General features: G+C 67.8%; 21 protein-coding genes and 1 riboswitch. Of the genes, 11 read left to right on the top strand and 10 right to left on the bottom strand.

The features are described from left to right. Positions 1 to 57 precede the first annotated feature (57 nt). The 3 genes from cydB to hisC form a co-directional block, all read right to left on the bottom strand. The gene (gene cydB / locus HED23_RS00290) at positions 58 to 1,059 is read right to left on the bottom strand and encodes a cytochrome d ubiquinol oxidase subunit II (protein WP_203181459.1); all 1,002 of its coding nucleotides are present in this window, start codon (positions 1,057 to 1,059) and stop codon (positions 58 to 60) included. Positions 1,060 to 1,078: 19 nt separating this feature from the next. Beyond that, positions 1,079 to 2,587, bottom strand: coding sequence for a cytochrome ubiquinol oxidase subunit I (locus tag HED23_RS00285; protein WP_203181458.1), 1,509 nt, complete (start codon positions 2,585 to 2,587; stop codon positions 1,079 to 1,081). A 297-nt stretch (positions 2,588 to 2,884) separates the two neighbouring features. Then, positions 2,885 to 3,964 (bottom strand): histidinol-phosphate transaminase, encoded by a 1,080-nt coding sequence (hisC, locus tag HED23_RS00280; RefSeq protein WP_203181457.1) that lies wholly within the window; start codon positions 3,962 to 3,964, stop codon positions 2,885 to 2,887. Positions 3,965 to 4,366: 402 nt separating this feature from the next. Between hisC and HED23_RS00275 the strand changes: the two genes are divergently transcribed. The 3 genes from HED23_RS00275 (at position 4,367) to HED23_RS00265 (ending at position 7,720) form a co-directional block, all read left to right on the top strand. Further along, positions 4,367 to 5,479 carry a LacI family DNA-binding transcriptional regulator gene (locus tag HED23_RS00275; RefSeq protein WP_203181456.1) on the top strand — a complete coding sequence of 371 codons (1,113 nt, stop codon included), beginning with the start codon at positions 4,367 to 4,369 and terminating at the stop codon, positions 5,477 to 5,479. 174 nt (positions 5,480 to 5,653) lie between these two features. Continuing rightward, on the top strand, positions 5,654 to 6,712 hold the full coding sequence (locus HED23_RS00270; RefSeq protein ID WP_203181455.1) for a metallophosphoesterase: 1,059 nt from the start codon (positions 5,654 to 5,656) through the stop codon (positions 6,710 to 6,712). Between the two features lie 183 nt (positions 6,713 to 6,895). Further along, positions 6,896 to 7,720, top strand: coding sequence for a hypothetical protein (locus HED23_RS00265; protein WP_203181454.1), 825 nt, complete (start codon positions 6,896 to 6,898; stop codon positions 7,718 to 7,720). Positions 7,721 to 8,134: 414 nt separating this feature from the next. On the opposite strand, the gene thiC is transcribed toward HED23_RS00265, so the two are convergent. Next, positions 8,135 to 9,964: a phosphomethylpyrimidine synthase ThiC gene (thiC, locus tag HED23_RS00260; protein ID WP_203181453.1), complete on the bottom strand. Its 1,830-nt coding sequence runs from the start codon at positions 9,962 to 9,964 to the stop codon at positions 8,135 to 8,137. Further along, a riboswitch (TPP riboswitch) is annotated at positions 9,957 to 10,090 on the bottom strand. Its footprint overlaps the gene before it by 8 nt. A 71-nt stretch (positions 10,091 to 10,161) precedes the next feature. Here thiC and HED23_RS00255 point away from each other — a divergent pair. Continuing rightward, the gene (locus HED23_RS00255; protein WP_203181452.1) at positions 10,162 to 11,517 is read left to right on the top strand and encodes a YibE/F family protein; all 1,356 of its coding nucleotides are present in this window, start codon (positions 10,162 to 10,164) and stop codon (positions 11,515 to 11,517) included. 98 nt (positions 11,518 to 11,615) lie between these two features. Here the strand turns inward: HED23_RS00255 and HED23_RS00250 are convergent, their stop codons facing one another. The 4 genes from HED23_RS00250 to HED23_RS00235 form a co-directional block, all read right to left on the bottom strand. Next, on the bottom strand, positions 11,616 to 12,053 hold the full coding sequence (locus HED23_RS00250) for an SsgA family sporulation/cell division regulator (RefSeq protein WP_033296801.1): 438 nt from the start codon (positions 12,051 to 12,053) through the stop codon (positions 11,616 to 11,618). A gap of 101 nt (positions 12,054 to 12,154) precedes the next feature. Further along, positions 12,155 to 12,922, bottom strand: a complete 768-nt coding sequence (locus HED23_RS00245; RefSeq protein ID WP_203181451.1) for a helix-turn-helix domain-containing protein — start codon at positions 12,920 to 12,922, stop codon at positions 12,155 to 12,157. A 284-nt stretch (positions 12,923 to 13,206) separates the two neighbouring features. Continuing rightward, positions 13,207 to 13,416 carry a DUF5326 family protein gene (locus HED23_RS00240; RefSeq protein WP_203187291.1) on the bottom strand — a complete coding sequence of 70 codons (210 nt, stop codon included), beginning with the start codon at positions 13,414 to 13,416 and terminating at the stop codon, positions 13,207 to 13,209. A gap of 155 nt (positions 13,417 to 13,571) precedes the next feature. After that, a complete protein-coding gene (locus HED23_RS00235) occupies positions 13,572 to 13,889 on the bottom strand; it encodes a cupin domain-containing protein (protein ID WP_203181450.1) in 318 nt (105 codons plus the stop codon). 76 nt (positions 13,890 to 13,965) lie between these two features. Here HED23_RS00235 and HED23_RS00230 point away from each other — a divergent pair, with 76 nt between their 5' ends. The 4 genes from HED23_RS00230 to HED23_RS00215 all read left to right on the top strand — a co-directional run bounded on the left by HED23_RS00230 (position 13,966) and on the right by HED23_RS00215 (position 17,259). After that, the gene (locus HED23_RS00230; protein WP_203181449.1) at positions 13,966 to 14,343 is read left to right on the top strand and encodes a phage holin family protein; all 378 of its coding nucleotides are present in this window, start codon (positions 13,966 to 13,968) and stop codon (positions 14,341 to 14,343) included. Positions 14,344 to 14,409: 66 nt separating this feature from the next. Further along, positions 14,410 to 15,534, top strand: coding sequence for a cystathionine gamma-lyase (locus HED23_RS00225; protein ID WP_203181448.1), 1,125 nt, complete (start codon positions 14,410 to 14,412; stop codon positions 15,532 to 15,534). A gap of 296 nt (positions 15,535 to 15,830) precedes the next feature. Continuing rightward, the gene (locus HED23_RS00220; RefSeq protein WP_203187290.1) at positions 15,831 to 16,727 is read left to right on the top strand and encodes a LysR family transcriptional regulator; all 897 of its coding nucleotides are present in this window, start codon (positions 15,831 to 15,833) and stop codon (positions 16,725 to 16,727) included. Positions 16,728 to 16,779: 52 nt separating this feature from the next. Next, positions 16,780 to 17,259 (top strand): NUDIX domain-containing protein, encoded by a 480-nt coding sequence (locus tag HED23_RS00215; RefSeq protein WP_203181447.1) that lies wholly within the window; start codon positions 16,780 to 16,782, stop codon positions 17,257 to 17,259. Positions 17,260 to 17,535: 276 nt separating this feature from the next. On the opposite strand, the gene HED23_RS35815 is transcribed toward HED23_RS00215, so the two are convergent. Together HED23_RS35815 and HED23_RS00205 are read right to left on the bottom strand one after the other, a co-directional pair. Then, on the bottom strand, positions 17,536 to 17,694 hold the full coding sequence (locus tag HED23_RS35815) for a hypothetical protein (RefSeq protein ID WP_203181446.1): 159 nt from the start codon (positions 17,692 to 17,694) through the stop codon (positions 17,536 to 17,538). A 116-nt stretch (positions 17,695 to 17,810) separates the two neighbouring features. Next, positions 17,811 to 19,055 (bottom strand): MFS transporter, encoded by a 1,245-nt coding sequence (locus tag HED23_RS00205; RefSeq protein ID WP_203181445.1) that lies wholly within the window; start codon positions 19,053 to 19,055, stop codon positions 17,811 to 17,813. Positions 19,056 to 19,195: 140 nt separating this feature from the next. Between HED23_RS00205 and HED23_RS00200 the strand changes: the two genes are divergently transcribed. The 3 genes from HED23_RS00200 to HED23_RS00190 are packed head-to-tail and all read left to right on the top strand — an operon-like array spanning position 19,196 to position 21,339. Further along, positions 19,196 to 19,654 (top strand): MarR family winged helix-turn-helix transcriptional regulator, encoded by a 459-nt coding sequence (locus HED23_RS00200; RefSeq protein ID WP_203181444.1) that lies wholly within the window; start codon positions 19,196 to 19,198, stop codon positions 19,652 to 19,654. A gap of 28 nt (positions 19,655 to 19,682) precedes the next feature. Further along, positions 19,683 to 20,135, top strand: coding sequence for a GNAT family N-acetyltransferase (locus HED23_RS00195; RefSeq protein WP_203181443.1), 453 nt, complete (start codon positions 19,683 to 19,685; stop codon positions 20,133 to 20,135). Between the two features lie 40 nt (positions 20,136 to 20,175). Continuing rightward, positions 20,176 to 21,339: a winged helix DNA-binding domain-containing protein gene (locus HED23_RS00190; protein ID WP_203181442.1), complete on the top strand. Its 1,164-nt coding sequence runs from the start codon at positions 20,176 to 20,178 to the stop codon at positions 21,337 to 21,339. Positions 21,340 to 21,433 lie beyond the last annotated feature (94 nt).

Genomic DNA, 21,433 nt, shown 5'->3' with positions numbered 1-21,433 from the left:
ACAGCTCCCCAGTGAGCGCATGTCGTTCGCTCAGCTAGTTCAGTACACAGGGCACGGTCAGTGCGCGTCGGCGATGTGGTGCGTGCCGATGCGCTTGCGGAACACCCAGTACGTCCACCCCTGGTACAGCAGCACCACCGGCGTGGCGATACCGGCGCACCAGGTCATGATCTTGAGGGTGTACGGGCTGGATGAGGCGTTGGAGACCGTGAGGTTCCAGGCGTCGTTCAGCGAGGAGGGCATGACGTTCGGGAAGAGCGTCAGGAAGAGCATCGCGACCGCCGCCGCGATGGTCACACCGGAGAACGCGAACGACCAGCCTTCGCGCCCCGCCGCGATGGCAGCGATGGCCGCCACCAGCGATGCCACGGCGATGATCATCGCCGTCAGGCTCCAGCCGTTGCCGTTGTCCGCCTGGGTCCAGACGAGGAAGCCCAGCGCCAGCACGGCGGTGGCCAGACCCAGCTTGAAGGCCAGACCGCGTGCCCGCGCCCTGATGTCCCCGACCGTCTTGAGGGCGGCGAACACCGATCCGTGGAAGGTGAAGAGGAACAGCGTGACCAGCCCGCCCAGAATGGCGTACGGGTTGAGCAGGTCCCACAGGTTGCCGACGTACTCCATGTCGGCATCGATCTTCACTCCGCGGACGATGTTCCCGAAGGCCACGCCCCAGAGAACGGCCGGGATCAGCGAGGTCCAGAAGATCGCATGCTCCCAGTTGGTCTGCCAGCGCTCCTCGGGCCGCTTCGCCCGGTACTCGAACGCCACTCCGCGGACGATCAGGCAGAGCAGGATGAGCAGCAGGGGCAGGTAGAAGCCGGAGAACAGCGTGGCGTACCACTCCGGGAAGGCCGCGAAGGTCGCGCCGCCCGCGCTGAGCAGCCACACCTCGTTGCCGTCCCAGACCGGCCCGATCGTGTTGATCAGAACCCGGCGCTCCTTGCGGTTACGAGCCAGCAGTTTGGTGAGGACCCCGATACCGAAGTCGAATCCCTCCAGGAAGAAGTAGCCGGTCCACAGGACGGCGATGAGCACGAACCAGACGTCGTGGAGTTCCATCTCTCAGCTCCGCTTGATCTCAGTAGGAGAAGGCCATCGGCCGGTCGGCGTCCTGGTCGTGGCCGCCGATCCGGGTGGGCGGGTTGAGGTCGGCCTCGGTGAGCTCGGGCGGTCCGGCCTTGACGTACTTGATGAGGAGCTTGACCTCGATGACGGCGAGCACCGCGTAGAGCGCCGTGAAGCCGATCATGGAAGTGAGGACCTCCCCTTGCGAGACCCCGGGAGAGACCGCGTCGCGTGTCTGGAACACCCCGTAGACCACCCAGGGCTGGCGCCCCATCTCGGTGAAGATCCAGCCCCAGGAATTGGCGATCAGGGGGAAGAGCATGGTCCAGAGGGCGGTGATCCAGTAGAGCCTGGCCAGCTTCGGGCTCAGTGCCTTGTTCCTGAACAGGACCAGATTCGGCACTTCGTCCTCGCCCGTGCGCAACGCCGGCGGCAGCAGGAACTTCCGCCGCGTCAGCCACAGCCCCAGCAGGCCGAGCCCGAAGGACGCCATGCCGAAGCCGATCATCCAGCGGAAACTCCAGAAGGCGACCGGGATGTTGGGCCGGTAGTCACCGGGACCGTAGGTCTCCTGCAACTCCTCGTTGATGTCGTTGATGCCCGGGACGTAGGAGGTGAAGGTGTTGTCCGCGAGGAAGGAGAGCACTCCGGGTATGGAGACCTCCACGTCGTTGTGCCCCTCGGCGACATCACCGACCGCGAAGAGCGAGAAGGGGGCACCTTCCTCGCCCTCCCACAGGGCTTCCGCCGCTGCCATCTTCATCGGCTGCTGCTTGAACATCACCTTGCCCAGCGTGTCTCCGCTGACCGCGGTGAGCATGCCGGCTGCCACCACGGTGACCAGCCCGACCCGCAGCGAGGTTCGCATCACCCGGATGTGCTTCTTGCGGGCGAGGTGGAAGGCGGAGATGCCGACCATGAAGGCGCCTCCGACGAGGAAGGCCGCCGTGATGGTGTGGAAGAACTGGGTGAGCGCGGTGTCCTGGGTGAGCACCTTCCAGAAGTCGGTGAGCTCGGCACGGCCGCGTTCCTCGTTGATCCGGTAGCCGACCGGGTGCTGCATCCAGGAGTTGGCGGCCAGGATGAAGAAGGTCGAGAGGATCGTGCCTATGGACACCATCCATATGCAGGCGAGATGGATCTTCTTCGGCAGCTTGTCCCAGCCGAAGATCCACAGGCCGATGAAGGTGGACTCGAAGAAGAACGCGATCAGCGCCTCGAAGGCGAGCGGGGCACCGAAGACGTCACCGACGAACCGCGAGTAGTCGGACCAGTTCATACCGAACTGGAACTCCTGGACGATGCCGGTGACCACGCCCATGGCGATGTTGATCAGAAACAGCTTGCCCCAGAACTTGGTGGCCCTGAGGTACTTCTCGTTGTCCGTGCGCACCCAGGCGGTCTGCAGGCCGGCGGTGAGCGCGGCGAGAGAGATCGTCAGAGGGACGAACAGGAAGTGGTAGACGGTGGTGATGCCGAACTGCCATCGCGCCAGGGTCTCTGGTGCCAGAGCCAGGTCCACGACTCTTCTCCTTACGTCGCCGTGATCACAGCCACAGATCGCCCTCTCAATCCACCCGATCGCGGGAGGAAACGGGGCACGCTTGTGAACGCGTTCACATTCACAAGCATTATGGCGCACATGTCTTCGAAGGCATCGAGTGGGGGGTGCTTTCCGGCCGACCCGGCCGAGCCAGCCGAAACCGGACACGCCTCCGAGGCGCGGGGCGGCGGCCTCGCCGGAGAGAAACGGGTGGCCCCGGACCTCTGCGATCGAGGTCCGGGGCCACCCGGCGGTCCGTCGGGGAGCGGCCGTCGGCTACCCCTCCCGACGGAAGGACTCCGCCACCTTCAGGAACACGTCGTTGGCCTCGGTCTCCCCGATGGTGACCCGCACGCCCTCCCCCGCGAACGGCCGCACGACCACACCCGCCCGCTCACAGACCCCCGCGAAATCGATGGTGCGGTCCCCGAGCCGAAGCCAGACGAAGTTCGCCTGGGACTCCGGCACGGTCCAGCCCTGCCGCACGAGCCCGTCGTACACCCGGGAACGCTCGCAGACCAGGGATCCGACCCGCCCCAGCAGCTCGTCCTCGGCTCGCAGGGACGCCACCGCGGCATCCTGGGCGACCTGGCTGACGCCGAAGGGGACCGCCGTCTTCCGCAGTGCCGCCGCCACGGGCTCGTGCGCCACCGCGAAGCCGACCCGCAGGCCCGCGAGGCCGTACGCCTTGGAGAAGGTCCGCAGGACCGCGACATTGGGCCGGTCCCGGTAGATCTCGATACCGTCCGGCACGTCGGCGTCCCGGATGAACTCCTTGTACGCCTCGTCGAGGACCACCAGTACGTCATCCGGGACGCGGTCCAGGAAACGTTCCAGCTCCGCCCGGCGCACCACGGTGCCGGTCGGGTTGTTCGGATTGCAGACGAAGATCATTCGCGTCCGGTCGGTGACCGCTCCGGCCATGGCGTCGAGATCGTGCACCTCTCCGCCGGTCAGCGGCACCTTGACCGACGTCGCTCCGCTGATCTGCGTGATGATCGGGTAAGCCTCGAACGAACGCCAGGCATAGATGACCTCGTCACCGGGACCCGAGGTGGCCTGAAGCAGCTGCTGGGCGACACCGACCGAGCCCGTACCGGTGGCCAGGTGGGAGATCGGCACACCGAATCGGTCGGCCAGTTCGTTCATCAGACCGGTACACGCCATGTCCGGGTACCGGTTGAAGCCGGCCGCCGCAGCGAGCACCGACTCCATGACACCGGGCAACGGGGGATACGGGTTCTCGTTGGAAGACAGCTTGAAGGCAACCGGTCCATCCGCGGAAGCCGGCTTGCCCGGCACATACGCAGGGACGCCGTCCAGCTCGGCACGCAGCTTGGGGCTCGTCTCGCTCACCTCAGGTCCTCCTCGACCATCCGTACACATCAATACTGCTCACCTTATGAGGATTGGGCATCCGTGCGAATGGCCAGGATCCGAAATCGCCCTCCCCGGCGGCGGACACCTGGCATGCCCGGCTGCGGGCCGGCTCGGGGAGGGGAGCGTCGCGCGTCCTGCCGCGCGCCGGTCGCTCACTCCGTGGCGCGCATCCCTCGAACAGGTGAGTTGAGACCTCTTCGAGACATGGGCCATTCAGCAGGTCCATGCGCGTCGATGCATGACACATCAACCCCGATACCCTCAACGCCTTTGCTTCACAAGGCATTTATGCCTTCATGACCATGCAGAAACGTGCCTGTCAACGTGCGCATATGCGACCGTCCCAACCCGGCACCGGAGCCCTACTATCGGCTCGCCATGACAGCAGCAGGGAAGCACCAGGTGAGCCGGACAGAGACGCCCCGGCGCAGCGGCCGACAGGGACGGGCGGGGATCCGGGATGTAGCCGCCGCGGCCGGGGTCTCCATCACGACCGTGTCCGACGCCCTCAACGGCAAGGGCAGGCTCCCGGATGCCACCCGCCGCCATGTCCGCGAGGTCGCCGAACGGCTGGGCTACCGCCCTTCCGCGGCGGCCCGAACCCTCCGTACGGGCAAGTCGGGGCTCATCGGCCTGACCGTGACCACGTACGGGGACGAACCTTTCACCTTCACCGAGTTCGCGTACTTCGCGGAAATGGCGAGAGCCGCCACTTCGGCGGCTCTCGCCCGGGGCTACGCCCTCGTGATCCTTCCAGCCACCTCACGTCACGACGTCTGGTCGAACGTCGCACTCGACGGGACGGTGGTCATCGACCCCTCCGACCAGGACCCGGTGGTCACCGAACTCGTGCGCCAGGGCCTGCCGGTCGTCTCCGACGGGCGGCCGGCGGGCACGCTTCCGGTCACCGCCTGGGTCGACAACGACCACCGGGCGGCCGTCCTCGACCTCCTGGACCACCTCGCGGCCGCAGGAGCCCGCCGCATCGGGCTGCTGACCGGCACCACGACGGACACGTACACCCGCCTCTCCACCACCGCCTACCTCCACTGGTGCGAGCGGGTCGGCCAGGACCCCGTCTACGAGTCCTACCCGGCCCACGATCCCCGCGCGGGCGCGGTGGCCGCGGACCGCCTCCTCGCGCGCCCCGACCGCCCTGACGCCGTCTACGGGCTGTTCGACCCCAACGGCACAGACCTGCTCGCCGCCGCGCGCCGCTACGGTCTGCGGGTCCCCGAGGACCTCCTGCTGGTCTGCTGCAGCGAGTCCACCGTGTACGCGTCGACGGAACCCCCCATCACCACGCTCTCGCTGAAGCCCCGCAGAATCGGCACCGCGGTCATCCAGCTCCTCATCGATGCCATCGAAGGGGTCGAGCACGACGGCCCGGTCGAGCAGGTGATACCGACGGAACTCATCGTCCGGACGTCCTCGCAGCGGCGTCCGCCGCGCACCACGGTCAGCGCTCCACGGTCACCTGCCAGGGACTGATCGGATTAATCCGGACCAAACGGCCGATGAACCAGGTGTGCGCACGGATTCACCACCCCTGGTGCGTCACACAGGACGATCCGCATTCCTATGATGGGCGCACGACACCGCGGACCACCTCTACCAGGCAGGGCCCGTCAGGTGTACGGAGGCGCGACGGTGGTGGAGGGGTCGATGACTCAGGGGGCCGGTCAGGAACCCGTGGTGCGGACAGCGACGTTGCGCGACTTCCGCGTACCGCCGTATGCGCAGGTGCCGATGCCCCCGCCGTTGCCGCACCCCGGCAACGCCGCGGTGGGCGACGAGCCGCCGGAGGGGTACACCCCCACGGAGCGCGATCTGCCCGTGATCAACCGCGGCGACACCGTGCAGGTGCAGACCGTCCCGGAGGCCCGGCCCGCCGGGGACTCCGGCCGCGGTCCGCTGTACGTCGTCGGCGACGTGCACGGTTACCTGGACGAGCTCCTGGCCGCCCTGCGCGAGCAGGGACTCGTAGATGCCGACGGCGGATGGGCGGCCGGAAACGCCAGGCTCTGGTTCCTCGGCGACTTCACCGACCGCGGTCCTGACGGCATCGGCGTCATCGACCTCGTCATGCGCCTCTCCGCAGAGGCCGCGGCGGCCGGCGGTTACTGCAAGGCCCTCATGGGCAACCATGAGCTGCTGCTGCTCGGCGCGAAGAGGTTCGGCGGCACCCCGGTGAACTCCGGCGCCGGAACCGCGACGTTCCAGGCCGCCTGGCTGCTCAACGGCGGCCAGAAGACGGACATGGAACGGCTCCAGGACGTGCACCTCCAGTGGATGGCCCGCCTCGACGCGGTCGTCGAGGAGGACGGGCACCTGCTGATGCACTCCGACACGACGGCCTACCTCGACTACGGATCCACCATCGAGGACGTCAACGACACGGTGCACGCCATCCTCACGCGGAACGACGCCGATGAGTGCTGGGACCTCTTCCGCAAACTCACCAAGCGCTTCGCCTTCCGCGACGAGGGCGGCGCACAGGCCGTCCGTGAACTGATGTCGACGTACGGCGGGCAGCGCGTCGTCCACGGCCACAGCCCCATTCCCTATCTGCTGGGCGAGGTCGGATCCGAGGAGGGCGAGGACGTGGCACGGCCCGTGGTGGACGGACCCCACGTCTACGCGGAAGGGCTCGCGATCGCCATGGACGGCGGTGTGACGATGGCCGGAAAGCTATTGGTCGTCCAACTTCCCCTGCATGACTGACGGTCGCGGGGGAAGACACGTCACGACCCGACACCGTGGACGGCTGGGCCTATTTCCGGGAACCCTCTGTCACCCCGTGCCGTAGTCGCTCTACCATCGGCGTATCAGTAGCAGGCTCTCCTCCGTTTCCGCCCGATCGCCCGGTCACAACACGGACGGTCAGGCGCTACGGAGCATCGGGGGATGCACATGAAAAGCGCTCCGCACCTGCTGGCCGAGGACCGCCCGGAGTACGAGCGGATCCTTGCCGATGCACTGCGTCATGCTCACGAACGGCCGGATCTGGACGGGGTCGGCGACCGCCTCAACACGGAACAGCTGCGGACGATGGCGCTCGACGCCACGCCCCTGATCACCGCGGCGGCCGCCACCGAGTACGACCACTACGTGAAGGTCCGCGGAGAACTCCGCGGACCGGACGCCCCGGATAGCCACACGTCCGTCCTCGGATCCACAACCGACGACACCGTCCCCACGGGTGCCGGCACCCTCGCGGTGATCACCGTGCTGGCTCCAGTACTCGCGGGTACTGCCGCTCTGATATTCCTGCTGGTCGGCTACCCCTTGAAGGCGCTCGACCCCGCTCCGGCCTTCGCGGGCACCATGGTTGCCGCGGGTTGGTTCTTCGCAGCGGTCGCCGCTGCCGCCATCCTCGCCGCCGCCGTGGGGCTCCTCGTCACCGCCCTGCGCAACGGCGCCACCGCACTGCCCGCCGTTGACGAGGAGGAGGAACTGCCGGAGGACGTGGCACGGGCCCGGGAGGCCTGGCGTCACGCCCTGCTGGAACGAGGCGTCCTCCCCTTCCTCCGGGACGCGCTGGCCGACCCGAGCGCGGGGCCCGCCCAACGGACGCCGCACCGTTCGGCCAATCGGATCCCGAAGATCGGCTACAGCAGACCGGACTTCTCCGGACCGGAGAACGGCCCCTCGGCCGGGCCGCGCCCGACCTTCACCAGCCCGGACTTCACCAGCCCGGACTTCGGCGGCCCCGAGCACCAGCCGGAGTGATCAGCCGGGTCCGGAGCACCAGCCGGAGGGATCCCGCCCGGCCCGTGCCGTCCCCGCCGTGATGGCACGGGCAGGCACCGTCGCCACGGGCAGCAGGCGACCGGACGTCAGTCCGCGACCGGCAGGCAGACCCCCATCTGCAGTCTCTTCAGCGACACCTCGTATCCCCACCCCTGTCGAATTGGACACACCCTCCGGCTTCACAGGCCGGCGTCGGCAGGGATCTTTGTACAGCCAGTCACACCCTGCTGCCCTGGGGTTGGCTACCCCGCTAGGCTGCCGGTTCCTGGTCACCCGCAGCTCTGCGGGCCCCGAGAGGGCCTGAGAGCCGCGGGTGAGCGCGATCCGTGAGGCGCCATGACCGGGCCCGCACCGGCATGGAGCGGGCCCAGTCCCTCGGCTTCGCGCCGCGACTCAGTCGGCGAGGGGCAGATAGACCCTGTTGCCCGCCGCGGCGAACTCCCTGGACTTCTCGGCCATCCCCGCCTCGATGTCAGCCTGTTCGGCCCCGTGCTCCCGCCGGATGTCGTGGGAGATCTTCATCGAGCAGAACTTCGGTCCGCACATCGAGCAGAAGTGCGCCGTTTTCGCCGGCTCGGCCGGCAGCGTCTCGTCGTGGAACTCCCGCGCGGTGTCAGGGTCCAGTGCCAGATTGAACTGGTCCTCCCAGCGGAACTCGAACCGGGCGTCCGACAGGGCGTCGTCCCACTCCTGCGCGCCGGGGTGCCCCTTGGCGAGGTCCGCCGCGTGTGCGGCGATCTTGTACGTGATGACACCGGTCTTCACGTCGTCCCGGTTCGGCAGCCCCAGGTGCTCCTTGGGTGTGACGTAGCAGAGCATGGCGGTCCCCCACCAGGCGATCATCGCCGCACCGATGCCCGAGGTGATGTGGTCGTACGCCGGGGCCACATCCGTGGTCAGCGGGCCCAGCGTGTAGAACGGCGCCTCCTCGCAGATCTCCTGCTGGAGGTCGATGTTCTCCTTGATCTTGTGCATCGGGACGTGCCCCGGGCCCTCGATCATCGTTTGGACGCCGAACCTCTTGGCCACGGTGTTGAGCTCACCGAGCGTGCGGAGTTCGGCGAACTGCGCCTCGTCGTTGGCGTCCGCGATGGACCCTGGCCGCAGGCCGTCACCGAGCGAGTACGTCACGTCGTAGGCCGCGAGTATCTCGCAGAGCTCCTCGAAGTGCTCGTACAGGAACGACTCCTTGTGGTGTGCCAGGCACCAGGCGGCCATGATGGACCCGCCACGCGAGACGATGCCGGTCTTGCGACGTGCCGTCAGCGGCACGTACGGCAGCCGGACACCGGCGTGCACCGTCATGTAGTCGACGCCCTGCTCAGCCTGTTCGATCACCGTGTCCTTGTACATCTCCCACGTCAGCTCCTCGGCCCGGCCGTCGACCTTCTCGAGTGCCTGGTAGAGGGGGACGGTACCGATCGGCACGGGGGAGTTGCGCAGGACCCACTCGCGGGTGGTGTGGATGTTGCGGCCGGTGGAGAGGTCCATCACCGTGTCGGCACCCCACTTGGTGGCCCAGGTCATCTTGTCCACCTCCTCCTCGATGGAGGAGGTCACGGCGGAGTTGCCGATGTTGGCGTTCACCTTCACCAGGAAGCGCTTGCCGATGATCATCGGCTCGATCTCCGGGTGGTTGACGTTGGCCGGCAGGACCGCACGGCCCGCCGCGATCTCCTCACGCACGACCTCCGGCTCGACCGCCTCCCGGATCGCGACGTACTCCATCTCCGGGGTGATCTCGCCCCGGCGGGCGTACGCGAGCTGAGTGACGGGCAGTCCGTCCCGGCTGCGGCGGGGCTGGCGCGGCCGGCCCGGGAAGACCGCGTCGAGGTTGCGCAGACCTCCGCGGGGCGAGGTGTGCTTGAGCCCGTCGTCCTCGGGCCGCGCGGGCCGGCCCGCGTACTCCTCCGTGTCGCCGCGGGCGATGATCCAGTTCTCCCTGAGCGGGGCGAGCCCTCGGCGTACATCGGTGTCGGTGGCGGGATCGGTGTACGGCCCCGACGTGTCGTACAGCGTCACGTCCTTGCCGTTGGTGAGGTGCACCTGACGGACCGGCACCCGGAGATCCGGGCGCGAACCCTGGACGTACCCCTTGTGCCAGCCGATGGACCGCCCGGCCTGGCCGTTCCCCGCGCTGTCGGTGTCAGCCGTGGCCGCCGAGGACTGCGCATTCTGCGCATTCCGTATCGAGGCAGGCGTGCGTGCGTCCGCTGTGGTCATGAGACCTACTCCCTACGCCGGCATTACCCGGTAACAGGTTCGGCGGTCGGCGCAGCGTGTTCCGTATCGATATACGGAGGTCAGCGCCCTCTCAGCCCGGTGCTCCGAGCTCCCGCGTGTACAGATGTGCCTCCACGCTAGCCTCCCTTCTGGCGTGCTGGCCAGAGGGCCTGCCCACTTCTTGGGATGATCGCCGGGTGACGTCCCCCGGAAGCGCTCCCGAACCCCACGGCCCCGCATCAGGCAGCACGCAGAGTCATGCGCACGGCCACTCCCACAGCCACGGCCCTGCCGCGCCCGTGTCCAAACACCTGCGCAAGGTCATCGCGGCCGTAGTGATCCCCTTCGCGACAGCGGTCCTGGTCGGCCTCGTGGCGCTCTGGCCCGGAGGCGCCCCCGACCATGAGCGCACCGGTGTCGGCTTCGACCGGCAGACCCAGGACGGGCGGGTGACGAAGGTCGTGTCGGTCGACTGCGCCGAAGTCAACGCCTCGCAGGTACCACCGACGGGCGACACCTCCACGCCTTCGGGGCAGGAGGCTGTCAACGAGCAGTCGGGGGAGTGCAAGAAGGCCACGGTCGAGGTGACAACCGGTGACGACAAGGGCCGGACATTCGTCGAGGTCGTCCAGCCCGACGCCCCGCGGCAACTGCGCGAGGGCCAGGGGGTGGTCGTCGCGTACGCACCCGACGCGCCCCGGGACCTGCAGTACTCGGTGACCGACGTGGACCGCTCGGTCCCCATGGCGCTGCTCGCCGGGATCTTCGCCCTCGCTGTGGTCGTGGTGGGCAGACTGCGCGGGCTGATGGCACTGGTCGCTCTCGCCGTCTCCTTCGGCGTGCTCACTCTCTTCATCCTGCCCGCGATCCTGCAGGGATCGAATCCGCTGGTCGTCGCGGTGATCGGGGCCAGCGCCATCATGCTGATCGCCCTCTACGCCTGCCACGGACTGACCGCACGCACCTCCGTGGCCGTCATCGGCACACTCATCTCGCTGCTGCTGATCGGGCTGCTCGGCTCACTCTTCATCGACTGGGCCAGCCTGTCCGGCAACACGGATGACAACACCGGCCTCATCCACGGGCTGTACCCGGACATCGACATGAGCGGCCTGCTTCTGGCCGGCGTGATCATCGGTTCGCTCGGTGTGCTCGACGACGTGACCGTCACCCAGACGTCGGCGGTCTGGGAACTGCACCAGGCCGACCCGACGATGGGCGTACGTGGGCTCTACCGGGCGGGCATCCGGATCGGTCGCGACCACATCGCGTCGGTCGTCAACACGCTCGTGCTCGCCTACGCGGGCGCGGCGCTTCCCCTGCTGCTGCTCTTCTCGATCGCGCAGAGCAGCGTCGGCACGGTGGCCAACAGTGAACTCGTCGCCGAGGAGATCGTCCGGACACTGGTCGGGTCGATCGGGCTGGTCGCCTCGGTGCCGGTGACGACGGTGCTCGCGGCCCTGGTGGTCTCCGCGGACCGCACGGGGCTCGGCGCGGAAGCCGGAGCTCCTGCACCCGCACGGACCGGGAGGGGCCGACGCCGCAAGGCATGATCGAGGACACCGGGCGCACGGACATGGTCCGCCGGTGTTCGGTGTCCCGCCGGGTCTCCCTGCTCAGCCGGGTCTTCCTGTCAGCTGCGTCTTCCTGATCAGCCGGCGTTCTGCTCCTTGGCGAGAATGCGCCCCAGTGCCTCTTCCAGACTGCCGTCGAAGTCACCCAGCGTGTGCTCCTGCCCCAACGGCACCAGCTTGTCCGTGCGGTCGAGGAACGCCACGAGAGGTGCGGTGCCGGCCCTGAAGAGCGCGCGGTCCGCGCCGACCTGAAGACGGATGTGCACATCCGACAGGCCTTCGGGCTCGGTCGGACCGATGTGCACATCGCCGTCGCCACTGGGGCTGTTGAGACCGTCGAGCAGCAGCTCACGGCCGAATGCCCAGGTGACGGGGGCGTCACCTGGCAGGTGGAAGGTCATCCGGATCGCATACGGATCGCTGACCTCGTATCGGAGCTCCACCGGAATACGGAAGGAAAGCTCCTCGGAGACGAGGAAGCTCATCATGACCTCTGCTTGAACCGACTCGCGCATCGTTCAACCCCGCAGTAGATGAATCTGGCCAGGAATGATCCCCCATGGCCCTATTGACGCCATCGTGGTGCACGCGATAGCAGATCACAAGGAGTGATTTTTCAGATACTGATAGAGAACACGAACGAGCGCAAGAGGGTGGTCACTTCGCAGCGTAGTTGTTCGACTGCGGGGAGCAACCGTTCTTCTTGGTGCAGGGGGAGAGAAACAGCCATGGCCGCCACGGCGGAACCGACAGTGATCGGAATGGCCGCGCAGACCGTCCCCAACGCGTACTCCTGCCGTTCGATGACGGGTTCCGTGCGCTTCATCGCCCTGAGCCGGCTCAGGAACGCCTGACGGTCCTTTACGGAGTAACGCGTCAGCGGCCGGACAGGGTGCCGGTCCAGATGATCCTCACGCGCACGCTCGTCCAGCTGCCCGAGGAGACACTGCCCGAGGGCGTGGGCATGGCCCGTTTCGCGGAACGAGGCCCACTCGCGCACCGCGGGAGCATTGGAGGTCTCGGCCACGGCGACCATCTCGATCTCGCCATCCTTGTACAAGGCGCAGTACACAGGGGCACCGATGACGTCCGCCCAGTGGGCGAGCGACTCGACGATCACGCCGGGACGCGGAGTCGCAGGGCCTCCGCCCAGCCGCTCGGCCGCGGCACCGAACAGGAAGACACCGTTCTCCCTGCGGAGATAACCCTCATGGGTCAGAGTTCGCAGCAGGTGATAGGCGGTGGGAAGGGGAAGTCCGGCCTCCCGGGCGAGCTGCTTCGCCGGCGCCCCGTCCCGATGGGTGCCCACAGCCTCCATAAGTCTCAACGCCCGCTGAACCGAACCGATCAACGTCGGGACAGTGGTACTCGATGCCGTGGTCACAGGTCACCCCCAGGCATGGTGACGGGCTTTCAGCCCTCCCGAGGGGGCCGCCCCCACGGGCCCGCCGCGAGCCTGGGGTCCGGAGACCGGACGGTCGCACAAACCACTGGGCAGGATGGTGACGGACCGTCGTTTCCCAGCTGGCGGCAGCGGTACGCCACTGTATCGGCACGTTCAGTCACGAGTGAGGTTTCGTCCTGGACTTAGCTCAGCTGGGCTAATCCCCGAATCCCCGGCCCGTCGCCCGCGGCCCCCGGCCCCCTTAGGGCTGCCGCCCGCGGCACCTACCAGTCGCTGCGCTCCGACGAGGACATGAACTTCCGTACGACGAAGATCAAGCCACCCACGAGGACGACGAACACCAGCACCTTGAACAGCAGTCCGATGACGAACCCGACCACGCTGGCGATCAGGCCGCCGAACACGACGATCGCGATGAGAGGCACCGCGACCCACTTCACCCACCAGGGCATACCCGCGAAAATCTGCCGCACCGCCATTGCCGTTACCTCGTCTCTAGGAGTTCCTGCTCCGATGCTAGAGGCGTGGGGGCGGCCAACGGGCGCCCGGGAGCCCTTGAACTCCCCTGAACGATCCCCTAGGGAACACCGGGACCAGCGGACCCCGACCGTGCTGGAGACCCGGCCGCTCATCCCTCCGGCGGGGAGAAGACCACCATCACCCGGAGGTCCTCCGTGATGTGGTGGAACTTGTGAGCGGTCCCCGCCGGTACATACACGACACTCCCCCGCCCCACCTGCGTGGTCTCCATGCCGACCGTGATCGAGGCGCGGCCGCTGACGACGAGGTACACCTCGTCCTGTTTGTGCGGCTGCTGAGGGTCGAGCGCGCCGGCGTCCAGGGCGTACAGGCCCACGGACATGTTGCGCTCGCGGATGAACTGCAGATAAGCGCCGTCGTTGGCAGCGCGTTCCGCCTCCAGCTCGTCCAGTCTGAATGCCTTCATCGTCCGTCCGCCCCTCGCACCGTGCCGGTCTGTCCCGGCGGTGTCCGCCACGATCATGTCTGCCACGATCAGACACATGAAGAATTTCGTAGTCAAGACGATCGCCAACGCGGGTGCGCTGGCCGTCGCCATCTGGTTGCTCCAGGACATCACGCTGACCGGTGACAACACCGGGCGCAAGGTGCTCACTCTGATCGTGGTGGCGTTGCTGTTCGGCGTGGTGAACTTCATCGTCAAGCCGGTGGTGAAGCTCCTCACCCTGCCTCTTTTCATCCTGACCCTCGGGCTGATCACGCTTGTGGTCAACGCCCTGATGCTGATGCTGACCTCGTGGCTGGCCGGGCTCATCGACCTGAACTTCCACGTCGACGGATTCTGGACCGCGGTCCTGGGCGGGCTGATCATCTCGATCGTGTCCTGGGCGCTCAACGTGGTGCTCCCCGACGAGGACTGAGTCGTCTCCTGATGACACAGTGCAAAGCGGACCGGTGAACGCCGGGGAAGAAATGAGGAGACGCGAATGAGCACCACGGGCGACGGAACACGGGCCGTACGGGCAGGGCTGCCCGAACCGGAGCAGTACGAGCCCACGCTCCCCGGTCCTGTCTTCGCCGCGCACTTCCACCTGTCCGGTGAGCCCGTCGGCCCCTACACCTACGGCCGGGAGACGAATCCGACCTGGACCCACCTCGAGCGCGCCATCGGCGAGCTGGAGGCACCGGGGAAGCAGGTCGAGACCGCGGTCTTCGCCTCCGGGATGGCCGCCATCTCGGCAGTGCTGCTGTCCCAGGCACGCACGGGCGACGTCGTCGTCCTGCCCGACGACGGCTATCAGGCGCTCCCCCTGGTCCGCGAGCAGCTGGAGGCATACGGCGTCGAGGTGCGAACCGCGCCGACCGGCGGCGACGCCCAGCTGGAGCTCCTCGACGGGGCGAAGCTGCTGTGGATCGAGACGCCTTCCAACCCCGGGCTCGACGTCTGTGATGTGCGCAGGCTCGTCGAGGCCGCGCACGCCGCGGGGGTTCTGGTCGCGGTCGACAACACCCTTGCCACCCCTCTCGGCCAGCGGCCCCTCGAACTGGGGGCGGACTTCTCGGTGGCCAGCGACACCAAGGGCATGACCGGGCACGGGGACATCCTGCTCGGTCATGTGAGCTGCCTCGACCCGCAGCTCGCGGCCGGAGTGCGGCGCTGGCGCAAGGTGGTGGGCGCCATTCCGGGTCCCATGGAGGCCTGGCTCGCACACCGTTCACTGGCCACGCTGCAGTTGCGGATCGACCGCCAGTGCACGACCGCGCTGGCACTCGCCGAGACCCTGGCCAAGCGCTCCGATGTGGCGGGGCTCCGGTATCCGGGCCTGCCCGCCGATCCTTCGTACCCCACCGCGGTCCGGCAGATGCGGCGCTTCGGCTCCGTGGTCTCGTTCGAACTGGCCGACGAGGGCACCGCGGAGCGCTTCCTGTCCGGGCTGCGCCTGGTCGACGACGCGACGAGCTTCGGCGGCGTACGCTCCACCGCCGAGCGCCGGGGGCGCTGGGGCGGAGATGCGGTGCCGGCGGGCTTCGTCCGCTTCTCGGTCGGTGCCGAAGACGCGGAGGACCTGCTGGCGGACGTGACACGGGCCCTCGACGAGTCCGTGCGCTGACCTCCCCCTCCGGTTTCCACAGGACCGGCCCGGGAGGTCTCGGCAGGACCGGCCCGGGACGGGCATCCCCGTCCACCGGGCCGGTCCTGCTCGGGACGGGCGGTCCGAGTCTCCCCCCTCATGACTCGGACCGCCCCGGTTCCTGCGCCGAGAACCGCCTGGACAAGGCTAGTTGACTGAGCGTCATTGTCCAATCACAGTAGCGACAGCGGCCTATCGACATACTTATAGCTGGGGCGGTCGCGAGGGACGGTGCGGGACGGCGCAGCGTCATGGAGGTGGAGGGGGCGGAGGCCATGGATCTGGCCCTGCTGCGCACGTTCGTCACTGTGCACCGCGCCGGATCGTTCACCCGGGCCGCCGCTCTGCTCGGACTGTCCCAGCCCGCGGTCACCTCGCAGATACGCACTCTGGAGCGGCAGCTGGGCCGTCCGCTCTTCCTGCGCAGGGCCCGCGGGGTCACGCCGACCGCCGTCGGCGACGAGCTCGCACACCGAGCCGCCCCTCACCTGGACGCACTGGTCGACATCGTCGAGGTGGGGCTCGACGAGGACTCAGGGGCGAGGACACTGCACCTGGCCGGGCCGCCCGAGTTCACCTCCTTACGGGCACTGCCCGCTCTCACTCCGCTGATCTCACAGGGACTCGCACTGCGGAGCACTTTCGCCGCGAACACCGAGGAAGCGCTGGAAGGACTGGCCGCCGGACATCACGACCTGGCCATCACCACCGCTCGACCGCGCGGCGGGCTCCTGACATCGACTGCCCTCTGCGATGAGGAGCACGTCCTGGTCGCCGCGCCACGCTGGGCAGGGCGCCTGGGACCAGGGGCGCTGCGGCACAAGGGTTCCGTAGTACTGGAGCAGCTTCCGGTGGTGGAGGTGCACGAGAGCCTCCCCCTGGTCTCCCGCTACTGGACGACGGTCTTCGACAGCCGCCCGGCCGCTTCGGGCGCTGTGATCGCACCGGACCTCCGCGCGGTCCTGGAGTGCACCGCTGCCGGCGCCGGGCTCGCGGTACTGCCGCGCTATCTCTGCGAGAGCGCGTTGGAGCGGGGGGAGGTCGTGGCGCTGCTCGACCCCCCTATGCCACCGCTACGCACATATTTCCTCACCGCGAGGACCGGCACACTCGGGCTCCCTCACATTGCGCGGGCGCACGAGTGGCTGGTGCGTGCTGCCGTGGACTGGTGACCGGTCTGCCGAGAGGAGTTTCAGATCGGCTTTCCTGGGCCACTCTCTTGCCATGACCGAACGACCCGTGGTCAAGCGCACAGCACGCGCCGTCCTGCTCGACGGCGATGACCTCATTCTGATCAAGCGCACCAAGCCCGGAGTCGATCCGTACTGGCTCACGCCAGGCGGTGGTGTCGAGCCGGATGACGCCACCGTCGTCGACGCCCTGCACCGAGAGGTCGACGAGGAGCTCGGCGCCAAGATCGTCGATGTCGTGCCCTGCTTCGTCGACACCGTCGAGCACATCGCCGGTGGCGGCGTCAAAGGCGTCAAGGTGCAGCACTTCTTCGTCTGCCAACTGGCTTCGATGGACCTGTCGCGTCGGCACGGACCCGAAATCGATGAACCGTGCGGAGAGTACGAGGTCGTCCGCGTGCCCTTCAGCCGTGTCGGAATCGCGGCCGTACACCTCGTGCCCCTTTCGCTGCGGCACTACCTGGACGGCAACATCGAGGGCGTCCGCGCGATGCACGCGCCCGATCTGTCCTGATGACCGGATCCCGAGGCCCGGTCCTGTTACCCGGTGCCCGGCGTACGCGGAGTAGGCAGGGACCATCGCGTACGCCGAGGCCCGTAGCCGTGGATACTCCCGCCGTCAGCTGACCGCGCGCTCCACGCTCGGCACCGCGTGTTTCACGTGAAACCACTCAAGCGTCCCGTTCGCCGAAGCATCCTGGTTGCCAATATGGCGGTGTCCGTGAGCTGGCTGGGCCTCACCGTGGGTCTGCCGGCTCTCACTCTCACCGCGCACCTCACCCGCTATGGATCAGGCCTCCATCCCCGTCATGAGGTCTTCGGGGGCCGGCTTGTCGTGCCGGTCGCACTGCTCTCCCTTCTCAGTTGTCTGCCACTGGCGCCCGGCACCCCCCTGGGTCCTGGCCAGATACCGCTGGGTCTGGACGACGTTCTGGCTGACCCTGATCACCGCATGGCTTTCGGTGTCCTCACTCCGCCCAGGCATCGATGAGGCTGCGGCTCTGGGAGCGACCGATATCGATCTCGTCATCGCATCTGCGGTCGCACCGGTCACGTACCTCTTCATCACCGCGATATCGGTGCTGAAGCTGTGGGCACCGACCCGCCGGTGCCGACGCCTGCGGTAGAACCGGGAGGCTGCACGGCAGCCGGCCGGCCACTGGTGACCGTCCGGCGCTCGATCGCACCGGAGAGTACCGCCAGCAGCAACGCCGAGGCTGCGAGTACCGCGCCGACCCAGTTGGGCGCGGTGTATCCGAACCCGGCTGCGATGACGATGCCGCCGAGCCAAGCCGAGAGCGCGTTCCCGAGGTTGAAGGCACCGATGTTGACGGCCGAGGCCAGGGTGGGCGCACCGGCCGCCTGGTCGAGTACTCGCTTCTGAAGCGGCGGCACGGTCGCGAAGCCAAGAGCTCCGATGAAGAAGATGGTCACCGCCGCAGCGATCTTGTTGTGTGCGGTCAGCGTGAACAGGGCCAGGACCGCGGCGAGCGCGCCGAGCGACACGTACAGCATCGGCATCAGACGGCGATCGGCGAACCTGCCCCCCAGCAGATTGCCGGCGACCATGCCGAGCCCGAAGAGCACCAACAGCCAGGTGACCGATGACGTCGCGAATCCGGCGGTCTCCGTCATCATCGGGGTGATGTAGGTGATCGCCGCGAAAACGCCACCGAAGCCCAGAACCGTCATCGCCATGGCCAGCAGCACCTGCACATTGCGGAACGCTGCCAGTTCATGGCGGATCCGCACCCCCTGGAGCCTGGGCTGCTCGGGGACGAGCTTTGCCACACCGAGAAGACCCAGCACGCCAAGTCCCGCGACGACGAAGAACGTCACACGCCAGCCGAAGTTCTGGCCCACGTAGGTCCCCATCGGGACCCCGACGACGTTGGCGACGGTGAGTCCGGTGAACATCATGGCGATGGCTCCGGCCTTCTTCTCGGGCGCGACCAGATCAGCGGCCACAACCGATCCGATGCCGAAGAAGGCTCCGTGTGCGAGTGAGGCGATCACTCGTCCGGCAAGCATGACGCCGAAGACGGGGGCGAGGGCGGACACCACGTTCCCCACGATGAACAGCCCTATCAGGAGCATCAGCATCCGCTTTCTGGTCACACGGGTGCCCAGGATGGTCATCAGCGGAGCACCGAGGACCACACCCAATGCATAGCCCGTGACCAAGAAGCCTGCGGCGGGGATCGACACCTGGAAGTCCGCCGCGACATCGGGAAGCAATCCCATGATCACGAACTCGGTGGTGCCGATACCGAATGCCCCGATGGCGAGGGCGAGGAGCGCGAGCGGCATGGATGTCACCTTTCCTGAAGATTGCGTCTGCGCCTTACAGGCGTTCACAATAATTGCAGACGCCCACTAATTGCAAGCGCGGGCTATTGCGCACGTGCCCTATCCTGGAGGCAAGCAGCTCCCGCACGGAGGAGAGATCCATGACAGCTACAGATCCGGCACTGACGGCCCTCGCCCAGAGCTGGTGCGCCCTCTCCCTGCTCCACGGGAAGATCGAGGCCCGCATCGAACGGGCCCTGCAGTCCCGCCACAGCCTCAGCGCACGCGAGTTCTCACTGCTCGACGTCCTGAGCCGCCAGCACAGCGGCACGGGCGGGCACCTGCAGATGAAGCAGGTGGCGGACGCCGTGGTGCTGAGCCAGAGCGCAACCACCCGCCTGGTCACCCGGCTCGAGGACCGCGGGCTGCTCACCCGGTACCTGTGCGACACAGACCGGCGGGGCATCTACACGGACGTCACAGAAGCGGGCCTCACGCTGCTCGGCGAGGCCAGGCCGACCAACGACACGGCACTCCGGGCCGCGCTCGACGAGGCTGCCGAGAACCCGGAGCTCGCCCCGCTGGTCCGAACCGTCGAGGCACTGAAGATTCCCGCCTGAACCGGCGGGTTTGCGTAGTCTGCCGATCATGAGCGATCTCGACATACGTCCTGCGGCACCCGCCGATCTCCCCGCAATCGTGGCCATGCTCGCCGACGACCCGCTGGGTGCTCAGCGCGAGTCTCCGGGTGACCTCGCCCCGTATCACGCCGCGTTCCGGCGACTTGCCGACGACCCGCATCAGCATCTGGTCGTGGCCGTGCGTGAGGACCGCGTCGTCGGCACCCTTCAGCTCACGATCGTGCCCGGGCTGTCCCGTCGTGGTGCGACCCGTTCCGTCATCGAGGGTGTCCGCGTGCACGCGGATGAGCGCGGCAGCGGCCTCGGCACCCAGCTGATCCAATGGGCGGTCGACGAATCCAGGCGCCAAGGCTGCCAGTTGGTGCAGCTGACGTCGGACGCCACCCGTACGGATGCCCATCGCTTCTACGAGCGGCTGGGCTTCACCGCGAGCCACGTGGGGTTCAAGCTCGCCCTCTGAACCGGAGTTCCGGGCGCCCCCGCACACCGGAAGGAGACACGTGTACCGCGTCGATGACGAACAGCGCAGGATCCGGCTCGGCCGACGGCATCTGCTGGCCCCGTCAGCGCGGGTCACCTCCGCCGTCACAGTGTCCGACGCCGTCGTCGCCCTGCACGCGACCGATGCAGCAACGCTCTACCTCTCCGTCTGCGCGCGGCTCTCCGACCCCGGGGTCGGGGTGGTGGAGCAGGCGCTCTACGAGGACGTCTCCCTCGTACGGCTGCTCTCAATGCGGAACACGTTGTTCACCGTGTCCACGGACGTCGCCCCTGCCGTCGACGCGTCGAACGCACGGTCCGTGGCAACCAAGGAACGGTCGAAGCTCCTCAAGCACCTGAGGGAGGACGGCAAGGGACTGGGCGAACAGTGGCTCGCCGATACCGAGCGGCAGACGCTCGCTGCTCTGAACACCCGTGGTCGTGCCACGGGAAGTGAGCTCTCGGCTGCTGTTCCCGCCCTGCGTACGAAGATCACTGTCTTCCCCGGGACGAAGCAGGAGACAGTGCAGGGAGTCGCCTCCCGAGTGATCCGGGTCCTGGCTGCGGACGGGCGCATCCGGCGGGACCGGCCACGCGGCTCATGGACATCCAGCCAGTTCCGCTGGACGGCAGCCGAACCCTGGCCCGTTTCGGATGCTTCTGCGGCCCGGGAAGAAGTAGCCATGCGCTGGCTCCACTCCTACGGCCCCGGAACCGAGAGCGACCTGAAGTGGTGGACCGGCTGGGGTGTCCGTGAGACGCGTGCGGCCCTTGCCGCCGCGGGCGCCGAGGAGGTCCTGCTCGACAACGGGGCCGTCGCCTGGGTCGCCCCGGGGGATGTCGCCGACGAACCCTCCCCGGAGCCCTGGGCGGCCTTGCTGCCCGGGCTCGACCCGAGCGCCATGGGCTGGGCCGACCGCAGCTTCCAATTGCCTGCCGCTCATCGTGCCGCCCTCTTCGACCGCGCCGGCAACATCGGGCCCACAGTGTGGTGGAACGGAACCATCATCGGCGGGTGGGCACAGCGTTCAAACGGCGAACTGGTGTGGCGGCTGCTGGCCGACGTGGGCGAGGAGGCCTCACGGCTCATCGAGGCAGAGGCAGCCCGGCTGTCGGCGTGGACGGACGACGCCCGGATCACGCCGCGCTTCCGTACGCCTCTGGAACGCGAGCTGACGAGCTGACCCCCTGGACGGCGAGCCGGCGGGCAGCTCTTCCGGACCTGAGGTGCTGGGTGGCTACGGGCGGAGGTCGGCGTTTCACGTGAAACGCCGACCT

The sequence above is a fragment of the Streptomyces pratensis genome (assembly GCF_016804005.1).
In the GTDB taxonomy this organism is placed as follows: Bacteria; Actinomycetota; Actinomycetes; order Streptomycetales; family Streptomycetaceae; genus Streptomyces; species Streptomyces pratensis_A.
The sequence above is the reverse complement of the archived record's forward strand: the minus strand, read 5'-3'. Positions and strand labels throughout refer to the sequence as shown.

Coding starts and splice junctions, on each gene's coding strand:
- HED23_RS00195 (WP_203181443.1), top strand. CDS start 19,683: ATGAGCGATCTCGACATACGTCCTGCGGCACCCGCCGATCTCCCCGCA.
- cydB (WP_203181459.1), bottom strand. CDS start 1,059: ATGGAACTCCACGACGTCTGGTTCGTGCTCATCGCCGTCCTGTGGACC.
- HED23_RS00220 (WP_203187290.1), top strand. CDS start 15,831: ATGGATCTGGCCCTGCTGCGCACGTTCGTCACTGTGCACCGCGCCGGA.
- HED23_RS00215 (WP_203181447.1), top strand. CDS start 16,780: ATGACCGAACGACCCGTGGTCAAGCGCACAGCACGCGCCGTCCTGCTC.
- HED23_RS00230 (WP_203181449.1), top strand. CDS start 13,966: ATGAAGAATTTCGTAGTCAAGACGATCGCCAACGCGGGTGCGCTGGCC.
- HED23_RS00250 (WP_033296801.1), bottom strand. CDS start 12,053: ATGCGCGAGTCGGTTCAAGCAGAGGTCATGATGAGCTTCCTCGTCTCC.
- HED23_RS00265 (WP_203181454.1), top strand. CDS start 6,896: ATGCACATGAAAAGCGCTCCGCACCTGCTGGCCGAGGACCGCCCGGAG.
- HED23_RS00205 (WP_203181445.1), bottom strand. CDS start 19,055: ATGCCGCTCGCGCTCCTCGCCCTCGCCATCGGGGCATTCGGTATCGGC.
- thiC (WP_203181453.1), bottom strand. CDS start 9,964: ATGACCACAGCGGACGCACGCACGCCTGCCTCGATACGGAATGCGCAG.
- HED23_RS00225 (WP_203181448.1), top strand. CDS start 14,410: ATGAGCACCACGGGCGACGGAACACGGGCCGTACGGGCAGGGCTGCCC.
- HED23_RS00235 (WP_203181450.1), bottom strand. CDS start 13,889: ATGAAGGCATTCAGACTGGACGAGCTGGAGGCGGAACGCGCTGCCAAC.
- HED23_RS00270 (WP_203181455.1), top strand. CDS start 5,654: ATGACTCAGGGGGCCGGTCAGGAACCCGTGGTGCGGACAGCGACGTTG.
- HED23_RS00200 (WP_203181444.1), top strand. CDS start 19,196: ATGACAGCTACAGATCCGGCACTGACGGCCCTCGCCCAGAGCTGGTGC.
- HED23_RS00275 (WP_203181456.1), top strand. CDS start 4,367: ATGACAGCAGCAGGGAAGCACCAGGTGAGCCGGACAGAGACGCCCCGG.